Source organism: Sporosarcina sp. Marseille-Q4063, from assembly GCF_018309085.1.
GTDB lineage: Bacteria > Bacillota > Bacilli > Bacillales_A > Planococcaceae > Sporosarcina.
This window is the reverse complement of sequence record NZ_CP070502.1, coordinates 1,078,483-1,094,645: the sequence shown is the minus strand read 5'-3', so window position 1 is coordinate 1,094,645 and position 16,163 is coordinate 1,078,483. Positions and strand designations below refer to the sequence as shown.

The window sequence follows — 16,163 nt, the reverse complement described above, 5'->3', positions numbered from 1 at the left end:
TACTCTTCGGAAAGGAATGTATTGAATAGCCTTATTAAAAATTCGTATGCATTTCTAATAAGGCTTTAAGAGAAGGAGGGTTTTGATGGGGAAAACGTTTAATTATATCTTACTAGCTCCAGCTCTGTTAATTAGTTTGCTAGTTGTCTTGATACCAGGGATACTAACTGTATTTGTATCGTTTACAGATTGGAATGGTGTATCTCTTAGTCCAAGTTTTATAGGTCTACAAAACTTTCATGAAATATTTGAAGATAGAGTTTTTTGGAAATCCGTTTATAATAACGTCCAATGGACTATCATGTTTATCACGGTACCGGTTGTGATAGGTTTGTTAACGGCGATGTTGTTATTAAAAAGAAAAAATAGCAGGAGTGCATACCAACTAATCTTTTTATTTCCCTATGTTTTAGCTCCTGCTACAAATACGATGCTGTGGTCAAATATAATATTTAATCCAGTATCAGGTGTTGTTGGCTATTTAAATAATACATTGGGGTTACCAATTACATCTCCTTTATCCTCGGTAGATACAGCTTTATATGCAGTAGCTTCGGTTGATATTTGGCATTATTGGGGTTTCCTTACTGTTGTTTATTTAGCAGCATTGAGACAAACGCCATCAGACCAAATAGAGGCAGCTGAATTAGAAGGGTGTAATGGATGGCAGCTATTCAGATATGTTTATTTTCCGTCAATCAAACCAACGTTTAGTATTATGCTTGTCATGATCATTATCTTTTCATTTTTAACTTTCGATTATGTTTACTTATTAACGGGTGGTGGTCCAGCTCACGCGACGGAAATGCTAAGTACTTATGCTTATACTTTTGCATTTTCAGCATTTCAAGTTGGTAAAGCTGCCTCCGTAGCATTGTTTATGAGCCTATTAGGATTATTAGCCTCTAGTTTGTATATTTGGTTAAACAAAAATGAATTAAAGAATTGAGGAGAGGAGCATTTCCTATGAGTGAAGTTTATGAGCGAAGAAAGAAAAAAAATGCTTATTTACCACATCTAGTATTAATACTATTTTCACTTTCTGCCCTAATACCATTGTCTCTAGTGCTATTAAATAGTTTTAAAGATCAAAGGGCAATCGTAAAAAACCCTTTATCATGGCCGGGAACATGGCATTTTTCAAATTATATTAATGCTTGGAAAGCAGCTAATTTTGGCCCTGCTTTTATGAATAGTATTCTTTTAACTGGCACTACAGTTATTGTTGTATTAATTGCAGCTTCTCTAGCCGGGTATGCATTATCAAGTAAAAGAGTTAAAGGAACTAAACTTTTCATGCTTTATTTTATGTTAGCAATGACAGTTCCAATTCAATTATTTTTATTTCCACTATATTTTGTTTTAGCAAAAATGAATTTAATCGGTAATGTGTTTGCCGTAGGCGTTATTTTATCGGCAGTAAATATGCCACTTGCGATATTTTTAATGAGAACGTTTTTTATGAATATTCCTACTGAACTTGAAGAAGCAGCAAAGATTGATGGCGCAACAACTATGCAAGTTATTACAAAAGTTATGATACCTCTAGTTCGTCCTGGTTTATTAACGGTTAGTATTATTGTTGGTATTGCGACATGGAATGAATTTTTGGTAACATCTACATTTTTGCAGGGACAAGAGAACTTTACAGCTACATTAGGTTTCTTATCCTTAAATAACACTTATAATACCAATCAAGGTTTAATGATGGCTGCATCTGTAATAATGATTGGGCCTTTAATTATCTTCTTTTTAATTGTTCAAAAGTATTTTATTGATGGTTTAGTTGGTGGTTCTGTTAAAGGTTAAATAATAAATAAAGAGGTGGAAAATGAAAATCAAGAGATATCAAAATCAAATTTATGCAGGAGTACTTGGAAAGTTAATTGGTGTTTATTTAGGAAGACCAATTGAAGGATGGACGTATGAAGCGATTAGGGATTCATTTTACGATGTAAATTACTTTGTTCATAATAAAGTTAAGGTGCCCTTGATTGTACCAGACGATGATATTTCTGGGACCTTTGTATTTTTTAGGTCTTTAGAGGATAATAATTTTTCTGTTGACTTAACAGCTGCCCAAATCGGTGATACATGGTTAAATTATATTATAGAAAATCGGACAGTTTTATGGTGGGGAGGCCTCTCACGCTCTACAGAGCATACTGCATATTTAAGATTAAAGGATGGTATTAATGCACCTCAAAGTGGATCTAGTGAATTGAATGGAAAAAGTATTTCAGAACAAATAGGTTCACAAATTTTTATTGATGGTTGGGCACTAGCCTGTCCTAATCAACCTGAATTAGCCATGAAACTAGCAAAAGAGGCTGCTAGTGTGAGTCATGATGGGATTGCAATAGATGCTGCTTGTTTTATTGCGAATATGGAAGCCAACGCATTTGAAGAAAAGAATATCTTTAGACTGATCGACCAGGGATTAGAACAAGTTAATAATCCATTTTTAACAGAAATTGTAAATGATTTAACCGAGCAATGTCAAAAAACAAATGATTGGCGGAATGTCAGAGAATGGATATCTAAGTACCATGGCTATGATAAGTACCCTGGAAGTTGTCCAATGGTAACCAACCATTTAGTGGTGTTAATGGCATTAATAATGGGGGAGGATGATTTTCAAAAATCAATCATGATTGCGTGTTCAGCGGGGTGGGATACGGACTGTAATGCTGGAAATGTAGGTTGTTTAAACGGTATCCGCTTAGGATTAGAAGGCATAGATCAGGGACCAGATTTCAGAAAGGCAATCAGTGATCGGATGTATGTCGTTTCAGCAGATGGTGGAAGTTGTATAACAGATGCCGTAATAGAAACTAGAAAAATTGTAAAAGCAGCGGCAGCACTTTTGGGAGAAGAAGATTTTACTGAATCGAAAAGATTCGTCTTTGAATATCCAGGATCTGTTCAAGGTTTTATGAGATATACAGACACATTGGAAGAACAGGCAAATACAAGATTATATAATTTAAACGAAATAGAAGATTCCAATGGATTAGTAATTGAATACGAGCATTTATCTAAAGGGAATTTTGCTACAGTTTCGGTAGATACTTTTATTGAATTAGAGTCAAAAGGGAAAGAGGGAACAAGTTATTTTGAAGTACTGGCCTCTCCGAGTCTATATTCTACGCAAACTATAAAATTGGAGGTAGATTCACTTGAAGTGCAATCACCTAATTTAAAACTTTTCATTGATGTATATGGAAAGGGAGATAAACTAATTAAGTATTATAGTCCAAAATTCAATCTTACAAAAGGTATAAACTTTCTGGAGTGGGAATTGCCTAATACTGGAGGGCATTCTATCTATCGATTTGGTATTGAACTAACGAGTGAAAAACGTTTGGATGGAAGAGTAGTTATCAAAAGTATTGATTGGAAAAATGAACCGAGGAAATTTGAAATGAAAAAGGCAATAGATTTAACGCCTAGTATGACGCCTTGGACAACGGATACTACATGGATTAAATCATTTATGAGTTCAATAGAAAATTTTAATCCTGATTTTGCAGAAACTTTCTCTATCTCTCATTCGACTGCTAATGGAGTTGCTACTATTGGAGGAACGGATTGGGAGGATTATAGTGTTTCTTCTCAGTTGATATTTACAAATCAGGAATCTGCTGGATTAGTCGCTCGCTCAAAAGGACATCGAAGATATTATTCAGTATTATTTACGAATAGTAAATTGAAAATTTGCAAAAGAAGAGATGCGGAATTAATAGAGTTAGCTACAGTTGATTTTAATTTGGAATTGGATAAACGATACGATGTTATATTTTATTTGAAAGGAGAAACTTTAGAAGTTAGCATAAACGGAGATGTTATGGTAACTGCTAAAGATGATGAATATAGATCTGGTGGGGCAGGGTTTGTTGTGAACTCTGGAGCGATATTGGCAAATGGGTTTAAAGTTGAAGCAATTGGGTCAATTTCATGATTGGTTATTCTAACGAAATATCTAAACGATTGTTTGAAAAATTGTTTAATAATTTGTAAATATAGGATTCTAATTTTGTTGATTGAAATGAAAGAAGATGACGCTTGCGGAAATTGCTTAAGCTGAAGACCCGAAAGAAAAGGCCATCACGAAGAATGGATTTCATGACTAAAAGCGAATGTGTTCTTTATAGATATATATAATATCTATAAAGAACACAGAAATTATACAAATCAGACTCTTTTTGTTCAATTAGCTGAAATAGGTCCGCGAAAAGTGTCGGTCTGTTTTCAGGATTCAACATTGACATTTGAATTATGAAATTGCTTAAATTAATGTATAGTAGGGAGCGATTTAATGCTTATAAATTATTCGGAAGATATTTATGCGGGAGTATTGGGGAAAATTATTGGAGTATACCTCGGAAGACCTGTCGAAGGTTTATCTTATGAAAAAATTAGAGAGGATTTTGACGAGGTAGATTATTATGTACATGAAAAATATGGTGTTCCTTTAGTTATAGCCGATGATGATATTTCAGGTACATTTGGATTCTTTAAAGCCTTAAAAGATTACGATTATCAAAATTTAACAGCTAAAAATTTTGGTGATACTTGGTTAAATTACATTATTGAAGATAAAACAATTCTTTGGTGGGGAGGCTTGGGGCGGTCAACAGAGCATACAGCATATTTACGATTAAAAGCTGGTATTAATGCACCTTTAAGCGGATCAATTGAACTTAATGGAAGATCAGTAGCAGAGCAAATTGGTGCTCAAATTTTCGTGGATGCAATTGCTATGTCATGTCCAAATGATCCAGATTTAGCTGTCAAAATAATTAAAGAATCAGCTAGTGTAAGTCATGATGCCCTTGCTGTGGAAGCTGCATGCTTTTTAGGAGCACTTCAATCGATGGCTTTTTCCGAAAAGAATATTGACAAATTATTGGATTCTGGAATGAAATATTTATCTAGTGATTATTTAATAAATGCAATCAATGATGTAAGAGATGTCTGTTCTACGGAATCTGATTGGAGGAAGGTTAGGGATTATTTAGATTCGAAATATGGGTATGATTTATTTTCAGGAACTTGTCATATAGTTCCGAATCATTTAATGGTAATTGCTTCATTTATATTAGGTGGGGACGACTTTCAGAAGTCAATTATGATTGCAACTTCAGCTGGATGGGATACGGATTCTAATGCGGGAAATGTGGGAGCTTTAAACGGTATTCGTTTAGGATTAGAAGGTATTAACAAAGGTGTAGATTTTAGAAAACCAGTAGCTGATTTATTGTATGTAGTAACGTCTGATGGTGGATCTGTAATTACAGACGCAGTGAAAGAAACATATAAAATTGTTGAGGCGAGTTATCGTTTGCAGGGCAAAGAATATAAACGAAAGCATAAAAAATTTTCTTTTGATTTTAATGGATCTACTCAAGGCTTTGAGCCCTGTCCACAAATTGCAAGCAGTCTAGATATTGTTAGTGTATCAAATAGTAATGAAATAAGTAATCAAAATGGATTGTTGATATCGTTTAAAGGTTTAGCTAGAGGGGTTACTGGTCGTGTTTCAACGCCAACATTTATCAATTTTGATCAATTGGATAAACGTTATTCAACCTTAGCTAGCCCAACAATATATCCAAAACAGAAAGTTGAAACAACATTTATAAATCCGACTGAAGAACTAGTTAGTGTAAGGCAGTATATATTATATTATGATTTGGATAATACGATAAAAACTATTTATGGACATTCTAAACTACTAGATAAAGGTGAATCAATCTATTCTAGTTCTACACCCGACACGAAGGGAATGCCAATCTTTAGATTAGGATATGAATTCTATACAGATAAGCGTTTTAATCAAGAAGTTATTATAAAAGAAATTGATTGGAATGGAGCACCGGAAGAGTTTTATCAAAAAGGAATGTTGATGAATTCAATTTGGGATACTAATCCTTTCTGGTTACAGACTTGGGTAAGTTCGGCAAAGCATTTTGCTGCAGATTTTAAATATACATTTTGTATTTCACATCATGAAGAGAATGGCATTGCTACAACAGGTTCTAGTGATTGGGATGATTATTCAATAGAGTCAGACGTGATGTTCAGTCTTCATAAAAAAGCGGGTTTGGTAGCTAGAAGCAATGGTCATAGGAGATATTACGCAATAGTCTTCGAAGATGGGGAGAGAATTTCGATTATATCCAGAAAAGACCATCATGTAAGAGTATTAGCGAATAGAAAATTTTTGTATAACGAGGACTGTTTATATCATGTAAAGTTTGTTGTCAGTGGTAATAAACTTTCTTTAAACATTGATGGAGAAGAGATTTTATTTGTGGAAGATGAAAAAAATCTATATTCCGAAGGCTCAGCAGGCTTTCTAATTGAGGAAGGTACAATGCTTGCAGATGGATTCATTATTAAGAAACAATAGTCAGGAGGCTCAGTTATGAAATATATAATTGTTTCAACAGCTGTGACGGATGAAACATATCAACATGGAAGTCTAGAGCCAACAGTTAGCCTCGGTGGTGCGGGAATTTATGCTCTTGCTGGAGTGAAAATTTGGACTGATGAGGTTATCCTAGTAACTGGTGTCGGGTCAGATTTTAACCGTCTTCATGGTAAATGGTTTGAAGATAATCAGATTATAACGGATCATTTATTTATAAAACATGAGGAAACACCAAAGACTCTAGTGAATTATTTTGAAGGTGGGGAAAGAAAAGAGACACCTATATTTGGGAATGAGCACTATAGAACAATGGAAGCTACTATAGATGAAATTAAACGTGCAACACACCCAGAAGTGAAAGGTATTTATATCTTTAAGGAAGCAGATTTGGAATTTTGGAAGGCAGTTCTCGAAATTAGGAAGGCAACTGGATTTAAGTTAATGTGGGAAATCAATGCAAACTCTGCTAATCACAGCCAAATTGATAATGTAAAGACCATTGCCGAAGAAATAGATATATTCTCAATTAATATTTCCGAAGCTAAAACACTTTTAATAAAGAATGATATTAGTGACATTATTTCTGAGCTTTTCTTATGGACAACCCCTTTTATCTTTTTGCGTGATGGTGCAAACGGAGCATATATGATTTATGGAGATGAGTATGTCCATATATCATCTGTAGAACAGGTAAATGTAGTTGATGCGACTGGCGGTGGAAATAGCTCCTCAGCTGGAGTTTTATATGGTTTATGTGAGGGGTTTTCTGCATATGAAGCTGGAATAATTGGGAGTATCTCAGCATCTATTTGCATACAACAGGAGGGTGTACCAGCTAATTTAGATTATGAAGTAAGAAAACATGCAAATGAATTATTAAAAAATATGAGGTGAAAATTAAATGACGATAAAAAAAGTATTGATTGATTGTGACCCTGGAATGGATGATTCTTTAGCACTGATTTTAGCATGTAAAAGTAAAGAGTTAGATGTCAAGGCTATCACAACAGTATCAGGTAATTATCATGTTGATGTGACAAGTGAAAATGCATTAAAAACATTAGAGTTAATTGGAAGAACAGATATTCCAGTTGCAAAAGGATTAGCAAAACCTATAGTTCGTAATCTTGCTTCAGATCCATTTTCACATGGAAGTGACGGACAGGCAGAGGCTTTTCTTCCGGTCCCTACGAAGCAACTGGAAGATATTCATGCGGTTGATTTAATAATTGAAACTGTAAAGAAATACCCTAATGAATTGTATTTATTGGCATTAGGTCCATTATCCAATATTGCTTTAGCCCTAATCAAATGTCCGGAAATTAAAGATATGATAAAAGGTATTTATGCTATTGCAGGTGCCTATGGATTAAATAAATATTCGACAGCAAATGCGACAGGTGATAATCCACAAAGTGAATGGAATGTATTTGTAGATCCTGAAGCAGCAGATATAGTATTTAGTTCGGGAATTGAATTGACAGCAATCGGGCTCGATGTAGCTACTCATTTTGATGTTAATTTCACAGAAGATGATTTAGCCGCGTTATCTTCATCCGAAAATAAGGAAGCAAAATTCCTGCTAAATATGATTAATTTTGTGAAAAATAGAGGATTTGAATCATATTGTGTACTGATTGATTCAATGGCAATAGCTGCATTAATTGATGAAACCTTAATTACTACAATTAAAGGAAAAGTGGGTATTGAAACAAAAGGAGAGCTTACACTAGGTATGACTATTCTGGACACCCGACACCATCATACATGGAATAAACTACCTGAGATAAATGTGGCTGCCGAAGCCGATTATAAAAGATTTAATGATTTAGTGTTAGAAAGAATTTTGGATCCGAGCTGATTATCACTTCCCGCCAAAATAAATACTAGTGTCACAACTAAATTTTACGTACCTGTGCGACAAACAATCATGATTGTTTGTCGCACAGGTACGTTCTTTGGATTCACGATAAACCGACAAACCTTATGCGAGCCGCTCAAACAAACATGTCTATTTGAGAGAAGACTGCCATTGATAAAAATTAATCATTCGTGCTTATCTCCTGGATTTTACTATGGGAAGAAGTAGTAGGTATTCATATTCTGAAAGGCATTGCTTGGGTTGGAGGAACTTTGTTTGTAAGGTGAGGAGTGTTTTCGGTTGCGAAAAAGCTGGATGCGCCAAGTCGCCAGAAACTTCTTGTGGCGCTAATGCAATGGGTCCATCATAAGTTCACTCTAATCGGAGCTGGTGTCATTTTGACAGGGCTTCTTCTCGGGAGTGTGCTCGATCCGGTCCGGGAGATGGATATAGCTTCAAACTGCTTACGGTCATAACTTGATCCTTGCATATAAAGTCGGTGTTCTGACACTTCTTTGGGATACATTTGTCAGCTACCGATTTTCTATAAAAGTTTTAAAGCATGATACACTCTGGAGATTGGCGGACGAAAATTATTGTCAGGATACTTTTCCGTCAAGTACAGCTGCCAAATTTAAAAGATTAAAAAATACCCCAGCCCTGCAAAGTGCTAACGGGGAAGGGGTATTTCAAGAGTTCCAGCCTTACAAAATGGTAACGAGGAAAGAATTTGCTCAATTTATTTCCCTTATCAATCACTAGTCAAGAATCATATGCATTCAACGCATTCACACTATGTGCCAAAGCCGATCCCGCTTTTAATGCAGTGGCAACCAAAATCGACTCCGCCAGCTCTTCTTTAGTTACACCGGCTTTTTTTGCAGCCTTCGTATGAATGTCAATGCAATAGGGGCATCCCGTTGTATGCGCAACGGCAATTGCAATTAATTCTTTCTCCTTCACACTATAAGGACAACCAGATTTGGGGTGCCAGGTTCCAAAACAATTTCGAATTGTTTTAGAACCTGGCATCTCTCTTAATTTATGTATGTGAAAAAGCTGCTTGCCAACATATTTCGATAATTAATGCATCTTTATCTGGGTATAGAGTTGCCTTAATACCAAGTTTTTCGTAATATTGTTTTAAAAGATGGCGATAAACTTATTTTGAAGAATAAGGGTCTCAAATCACCCAATATTTAATTATTTAAAAGTAAAAATATATTTTAATATATTTAAAGTTTAAATGGGATTAAATTAGACAGTATAAACGATTGGAGAGAGTAAATGAAACAAATAATTAAGTTGTTAATTATTCTGCTATCGGTAATTTTCACCCTTGCTTGCTCTAATGACACGATACAAATAAAAGGAGGAATTGATCAAGTTTCTGTTCAAAGCACATACAATTTTTCATATAACGGACAAGAAATTGAAATTATTTACTTTTTTGAAGAAATGCTTAACTACACAAAGTTAAAGAGCGAAAACCCTACACTTGATAATGAGGATACATTTACAAAAGCTGTACTAATGCCATTCCAGGATAAATCCTCTATAGACTATTATAATTTAGAAGACTTTTTGAAACCAACTAACAAATTAAATCAATTAGAAGAAAATACAAATGAATTACTTGAAAATGCAAAAAAAATTAGTCGTTGGATAGAAGAGGCAATAGTGGAATCAATTGAAATATTACCGGGCGGAGATACAACGTTTTATGTATTTCCAATTATCCCAGACGATTGGTTTGCCATTATGAATATGAAAGGAGTCAGTGGGGCTAGCTTTTTTGGTAATAAAGTTATTCTTATGCTGGATCCATCTTTTGAAGAAGAAATGTTAAAGTATGCGGTGGCCCACGAATATAATCATACCGTTCATATGTCACATAACGGAACCCAAGGTATTTCAACAATATTAGATAGAATAATTACTGAAGGCAAAGCGGACAATTTTGCCAAGACTTTATATCCCGCAATGACCGTTCCCTGGACAGTTCAATTATCAGAAAATGAAGAGACTGCGATCTTAGAAAAATTAAATAAAATCCATGATTCAACAAATTACGAGGATTACGATGACTTTTTATATGATAATTCAACCATAGCAATCCCCATGTGGGCAGATTACAAAATAGGTTATAAAATTACTGAAAGTTTCATTAACAAAAATCCTAATACTCCAATACCAGAGTGGACAAAAATGGATGCAAAGGAATTGGTAAAGAAAAGTGATTATAGTAATTTATTGGAATGAATCGTGATGTTATCTTAAGTAAAGTTTTTACTTAAATAAAGTATATTTATGATTTCAATAATCACTAATAGTGTTTTAGGTACCTTGTTCAAGGAACTAAGTGAATTTAACACAATTTCATAATATGATAAGGGGATACCGACTGTATAACACACTTTTTCGATATCCCTCTAAATTTTTATCCAAAGTTGAGAATTGTCGCAATTCAACCTTGCACAGGTACTTTTCACAATTTCTGAATAGATTGCTGCACACGGACACTTTTTTAAGCTTCAACATTTTCAATGTCAATTGGTTTCTTGCTGTAAACCTTGTAAAGAGTCAGGCCAAATAATATACCGAGAAAGGACATGCTAGCAATAGAGAAATACAGAAATTTGCCTCCAAAGGTTCCATAGATTGCTCCACCTATATAAGACGCCAAAATTCCTGACACCCCAAAAAACAATAGTGCAAGCACTGTTTGACCTGTTGCCCGCCACTCTACCGGAACAATTCGATACAAGTACTGAATAGCTGCGGAATAAAAAATCGGGAACGTTAACATCTGCATAATTTGCAAATAAGCTAAAAGATGTGGATCAGTCATCCAGGCCGATAGGAAAAAACGAATGAAGTAAAATGTGGTAGCGATTGTGATAATCATCAATTCTTTCCCTTTTCGGAGCCACCAGAAGCTTAGCGCAAACACCACAATTTCACTGCCACCAGCCAAGAACCAAGCTTGACCGAATAAAGCTGTACTTCCACCAAGTTCTACTACAGCAAATCATCAGTACATTGATTTGCATTTTAAGTTTTTCAACAGTCTTTATAGTATTGACAGTTATTATTCATGCCAATACTACATTAGAATTGTCAGCCGTTTCAACTGGATTAATATTATCGTTTGCAGGAATTGGTAATATTATTGGGGTACTCATTATGAGGTATCTGGAAGGTGTCAGTTGGGTTCCATTATTAAGTATCCTCTTAATTATTTCTGCAAGTGGGGTTCTACTAATCTGCTTAACCAGCAGCATAATGATGGCATGTATCGGAATGATGATTTTTGATGGAGCCCTATCCATGGCCTTTATTGTACAAGCAGCCGTTCATCAAGGGATAACACCAGATAATGCACTCTCGCGAGTAAGAAGTTCGACATATGTAATTGGTGGGCTTTTTGCAATGCTAGGATCATTTTTATCAGGAGCCATTCCTCAATTCTATTCTACAAATATGTCTCTTGTAGTTGGATTTGCAATCTTAGCAGTTCCTTCAATTATCATCCTAAGGTATAAAAAAAGAAAGTGTAGACATGAAAAAAATGGTTCCTATCCAATTAAAGTGAAAAGGTGGGTAAACGATGATATTTATTGATGATTGCGATAGCAAACACCCAATTGAAATTAACTTGCCCTATATTAATTCTGGGTTAAAAATAGCGTATAACGACAACGATTTAAAAAAAAGCAAACACCAAATTTGAGGTAGCTGTGCATGACACTAATCAGTAAATTCACTACAATTGTATAAGTTAAGAAGGGGATACTGAATATACAACACTTTGTCGGTATCCTTTTGAATTTTTATCCAAAGTCTTGAATTTTCATAATTGGACCTTGCACAGGTACCTTTCCTATGTTCCGTAATATTTAAAAGATAAAAAATACCCCAGCCCTGCTAAATGGTAGCGGGGGAGGGATATTTCGAGAGCCATTCCAGCCCTACAAAGTGGTAGCTGGGAAAGAATTCGCTCAAATTTATTTCTTTATTAATCGCTTATTCAAGAATCATACGCATTCAACGCATTCACACTATGTGCCAAAGCTGATCCCGCTTTTAATGCAGTGGCAACCAAAATGGATTCCGCCAGCTCTTCTTTAGTAACCCCGGCCTTCTTTGCAGCTTTCGTATGAATGTCAATACAATAAGGGCATCCCGTGGTATGCGCGACAGCAACTGCGATTAATTCCTTCTCCTTCACAGTTAACACGCCTTCTTTCAATGATTGTCCGTCAAAATCGACAAACGCTTTGAATGCATCTCCATTGAGTGCTGAAAATTCTTTTAATCTATTAAAATAAGATGCTTTATATAATTCCTCTTCATCGATTTCATCGAATGCATTCAATGCGTTCACGCCGTGTGCAAGTGCAGATCCAGCTTTTAGTGCAGTGGCGACTAGGATGGCTTCAGCCAACTCTTCTTTTTTCACATTTTCTGATTTTCCTGCTATCACGTGAACTTCAATACAATAAGGACAACCCGTTGTATGCGCAACAGCGATGGCGATTAATTCTTTCAGCTTTACCGATAGCTTTCCTGCCGCTAGTGCCTGCTTGTCAAACTGAACAAATGCTTTGAAAGCATCTGGCGCCAGTTCACTTAATTCTCCAATACGGTTAAAATACGATTTTTGATACAACGCTTCTTTACTAGCCACTAATACTTCTTTAGTCATGATAATTTCCCCCTAATAGTTTTTTAATTTATTTAGATAAAACTTAATCCCGAATAACAGATTAAACCCCGACTTTTTGCAGTTCTCTCGCTTTTAATTCGCGACGAAGAATCTTTCCGCTGATCGGTGTTTTAGGCAATTCTTCAAGAAATTCGATTTCTCTTGGCGCCGCATGTGCTGCGAGTCCGCCGCGAACGAATTGACGAAGTTCTTGCAGGAGTGCATCACTTGCCACGTAGCCATTTCTCAGGACAACAAATGCTTTCACGATTTCTCCTCTTACCGCGTCCGGTTTTCCGATGACGCCGACTTCCGCGACAGCTGGATGCTCGATCAGTTTACTTTCCACTTCAAATGGACCAATTCGTTCCCCTGAAGAATTTATCATATCGTCGCTCCTGCCTTGGAAGAAGATGTAGCCATCGTCGTCAATCGTAGCCAAATCACCCGACACATACCAGCTCTCAAATGGGAAATACGTCGAATATTTGGCAGGGTCTTTCCATACTTCGCGCATGATGGCGGGCCAATTTGCTTTCAGCGCTAAATGTCCTACAACACCAGATGGAAGCGCCTCACCGTCATCATCCAAGATTGCCGCTTCAATGCCGGGAAAAGGTTTTCCCATCGATCCCGGGATTATTTTCTCCGATGGCAAGTTAACAATGAGTTGCGCGCCTGTCTCTGTCATCCACCAAGTATCATGGATTCGATTGGACAATGTTTTAATTCCCCAACGGATCACTTCTGGATTTAACGGTTCGCCTACGCTTAAAATGTGGCGAATGTTCGTTAAATCATAATCTAGTAACTTATCATCTCCTTCTGCCATCAACATTCTGAATGCGGTGGGCGCGCTATACCAAACTGTGACACCTGATTTTTCTAAAACGGCGTACCATTCATCCGCGTTGAATCGCCCGCCGTGAATGACAGTCGTCGCCCGGTTTAGAAGGGGAGCGAAGACGCCATATACCGTTCCCGTCACCCAACCAGGGTGGGCTGTGCACCAATAGACATCGTCTTCTTTTAAATCTAATACCCATTTGCCTGTAATGTATTGTTGGATCATTGCGCGATGTGCGTGGATGATGCCTTTCGGGCGACCTGTCGAACCGCTTGTATAGTGAATATTAAGCCCATCTTCTAAAACTACCCATTCGATGATGTCTTCTTTAGCTTCGACCGCTCGCGCTTCTGCATATAAAGAAATCTCATCGTCTTTGCATTGTTCAGGTTCCGCTGTAATCCAAACTGTTTTTAATGATGGTAATTCTTCGCGCGGCACACGCTGTATTAATTCCGGCGAAGCGATTAAGTAAGTCCCTTCACAATCAGCAATCCGTTCTTTTACCGCATCTTCCATAAAGGCTTCAAAAAGGGGGCCAACGACAGCGCCTAGTTTAATTGCGGCCAGCATTGCGATATGGCAATCAGGATGCTTCGGTAAAAAGACAAACACAAAATCGCCTTTTTTAACCCCTTGCTTTTTCAAAACGGTTGCCCACAGATCCGACTTCTCTTTCAATTCACGATACGTTAATGCATACTCTTCGTCTTCACCGTAATATTGAAGTGCGACTTTGTCTCCGTACCCATCTGCAACATGGCGATCCACGCATTCATAAGCCATATTCACTTTTCCGGTGTCAAACCAGCTGAAATTTGACTCAATTGTTTTCCACGAGAAATCTTCTCTTACAGGCAGATCAGCCGTTATATTATAATTTCCCTCGTATGGGTAGATTACTTCTTCGTTTGCCATGTTTAGTCAACCTCCTTATTTGATTTGTATACTCGGATTTAGATTGATTTAAATCCACTTATTAATCATTAATAAAACAAAGAAAAGCCCCCTTCATAAGAAGAGGGCCGAAAAATTCCTCCTCTTATTTTCCAGGTTTAGAAAACCTGTAGGATGTAGCACCTTTTCAGATAATTCATCTGCTGGTTGCCGGGCTTCATCGGGCCTATTCCCTCCGCCGCTCGTAATAAGAGTATATTCAGTTATAAAAGTAATTTGTAAATTCAATTGATTGAGAATTAGCATAGACAGAAAAGAATAAATTGTCAACATAATACTTGAAATCCGGGAGAATAGTCACACGAAAAAGTCATTTGAAAGCCCTTACATCATTAATTTTATAAAAACTTATGGATAAACGACATTCACATAGGTACTCATTTTAGGTACCTGTGCAAGACATAATTCAGTTAATTCACTACAATTGCATAAAGTAAAATGGGATACTGACTAAATAAAGCTTTGTCGATCTTCCTTTGATTATTTATTCATAGTCGTGAATTGTCATAATTCAACCATGCACAGGTACCTAAATAGTACCTAAATATATTTAGTAGAAGTAGTCGATGAAAACGATAAAATAACGTATGATTAAAGAAATAAGATTTGAAGGAAATATTTACTATATAAATGGTATAGGAGTGGATGCTTTGGAAGCAGGCTCATTACTTTCAAAACGAATTGGAAACGTTCAACTATCTATCGATTCAATTACTCGTCAAATGAATCAAAACCAAGCCGATTCAGAGCGATTGAAATCAACGCTATCAAAGTTAATCAGCTATCAAATGGCATTTGATCAATATAAAAAACGTTGCTTAGAACCTGAATTATCACCGGATATGTGGCGAGGCGCATTATCAAAAGACTTTGACCGTTTCAGACAAAATGAAGTGCAAAATCGATTTTATTCACTTTCTAACGATCAATTAGATGTCATTATTGTTCAATTAAGACAGGCGATTACATCTGCCAGTCTATCTATTAATGATTTGCAAGGAAGCCTGCACACGCACCGAGTAAGACTGGATACGTTGATTGAGTTAAGGAGAAAGGAGTCGACAAGAACGTGACAAGTGAAATAAAAATCACGCCCATTCCGATTGATCAGGCGATTTCTTCATTAAAAGAATCGGTTCACTCAGTTCAAGCTTCTTTTCCATCCGAAATAAAAGGTGATAATCAACTGGGATTTCTCAAAGAAGTGAATGAAATAAACCGCACATATTCATTATTACTTAACGAATATCAAGCTCTATTAACTCAACACTTGAATGAAACAGAGAGCTCTATTGAAAAGATAAAAGAAACGGATCAATCTCTAGCAAACTATTCGATATTTAAGGAGGGGTGA

Annotated in this window: 12 protein-coding genes, 2 pseudogenes and 1 riboswitch; of the genes and pseudogenes, 10 read left to right on the top strand and 4 right to left on the bottom strand. The window is 36.2% G+C overall.

The window, feature by feature from the left end:
- Positions 1–85: 85 nt before the first annotated feature.
- From JSQ81_RS05595 to JSQ81_RS05570, 6 genes are all read left to right on the top strand, one after another.
- Entirely contained in the window at positions 86–949 is an 864-nt protein-coding gene (locus tag JSQ81_RS05595) for a carbohydrate ABC transporter permease (protein WP_212606727.1), read from the top strand.
- Positions 950–966: 17 nt separating this feature from the next.
- Positions 967–1,809, top strand: coding sequence for a carbohydrate ABC transporter permease (locus JSQ81_RS05590; RefSeq protein WP_212606726.1), 843 nt, complete (start codon positions 967–969; stop codon positions 1,807–1,809).
- Between the two features lie 22 nt (positions 1,810–1,831).
- A complete protein-coding gene (locus JSQ81_RS05585; RefSeq protein WP_212606725.1) occupies positions 1,832–3,961 on the top strand; it encodes an ADP-ribosylglycohydrolase family protein in 2,130 nt (709 codons plus the stop codon).
- 357 nt (positions 3,962–4,318) lie between these two features.
- Positions 4,319–6,415: an ADP-ribosylglycohydrolase family protein gene (locus tag JSQ81_RS05580; protein WP_212606724.1), complete on the top strand. Its 2,097-nt coding sequence runs from the start codon at positions 4,319–4,321 to the stop codon at positions 6,413–6,415.
- Between the two features lie 15 nt (positions 6,416–6,430).
- The gene (locus JSQ81_RS05575) at positions 6,431–7,330 is read left to right on the top strand and encodes a carbohydrate kinase family protein (RefSeq protein WP_212606723.1); all 900 of its coding nucleotides are present in this window, start codon (positions 6,431–6,433) and stop codon (positions 7,328–7,330) included.
- 7 nt (positions 7,331–7,337) lie between these two features.
- Positions 7,338–8,297 (top strand): nucleoside hydrolase, encoded by a 960-nt coding sequence (locus JSQ81_RS05570; protein WP_249336645.1) that lies wholly within the window; start codon positions 7,338–7,340, stop codon positions 8,295–8,297.
- A gap of 762 nt (positions 8,298–9,059) precedes the next feature.
- On the opposite strand, the pseudogene JSQ81_RS05565 reads toward JSQ81_RS05570, so the two are convergent.
- Positions 9,060–9,263: pseudogene (locus JSQ81_RS05565) on the bottom strand (carboxymuconolactone decarboxylase family protein); the annotation flags it as partial.
- A 321-nt stretch (positions 9,264–9,584) separates the two neighbouring features.
- Here JSQ81_RS05565 and JSQ81_RS05560 point away from each other — a divergent pair.
- Positions 9,585–10,559 carry a DUF2268 domain-containing putative Zn-dependent protease gene (locus tag JSQ81_RS05560; RefSeq protein ID WP_212606722.1) on the top strand — a complete coding sequence of 325 codons (975 nt, stop codon included), beginning with the start codon at positions 9,585–9,587 and terminating at the stop codon, positions 10,557–10,559.
- A gap of 265 nt (positions 10,560–10,824) precedes the next feature.
- On the opposite strand, the pseudogene JSQ81_RS05555 reads toward JSQ81_RS05560, so the two are convergent.
- A pseudogene (locus JSQ81_RS05555) lies at positions 10,825–11,304 on the bottom strand (MFS transporter); the annotation flags it as partial.
- A 74-nt stretch (positions 11,305–11,378) separates the two neighbouring features.
- On the opposite strand from JSQ81_RS05555, the gene JSQ81_RS05550 reads away from it, so the two are divergent.
- Positions 11,379–11,921 (top strand): MFS transporter, encoded by a 543-nt coding sequence (locus JSQ81_RS05550; protein WP_249336644.1) that lies wholly within the window; start codon positions 11,379–11,381, stop codon positions 11,919–11,921.
- Positions 11,922–12,327: 406 nt separating this feature from the next.
- On the opposite strand, the gene JSQ81_RS05545 is transcribed toward JSQ81_RS05550, so the two are convergent.
- The gene (locus JSQ81_RS05545; RefSeq protein WP_212606720.1) at positions 12,328–13,005 is read right to left on the bottom strand and encodes a carboxymuconolactone decarboxylase family protein; all 678 of its coding nucleotides are present in this window, start codon (positions 13,003–13,005) and stop codon (positions 12,328–12,330) included.
- Positions 13,006–13,066: 61 nt separating this feature from the next.
- Entirely contained in the window at positions 13,067–14,770 is a 1,704-nt protein-coding gene (acsA, locus tag JSQ81_RS05540) for an acetate--CoA ligase (RefSeq protein ID WP_212606719.1), read from the bottom strand.
- A 121-nt stretch (positions 14,771–14,891) separates the two neighbouring features.
- A riboswitch (SAM riboswitch) is annotated at positions 14,892–15,003 on the bottom strand.
- A gap of 456 nt (positions 15,004–15,459) precedes the next feature.
- On the opposite strand from acsA, the gene JSQ81_RS05535 reads away from it, so the two are divergent.
- Positions 15,460–15,882, top strand: coding sequence for a YwqH-like family protein (locus JSQ81_RS05535; protein ID WP_212606718.1), 423 nt, complete (start codon positions 15,460–15,462; stop codon positions 15,880–15,882).
- Positions 15,879–16,163: a YwqI/YxiC family protein gene (locus JSQ81_RS05530; protein WP_212606717.1), complete on the top strand. Its 285-nt coding sequence runs from the start codon at positions 15,879–15,881 to the stop codon at positions 16,161–16,163. The genes JSQ81_RS05535 and JSQ81_RS05530 overlap by 4 nt, the downstream gene beginning before the upstream one ends.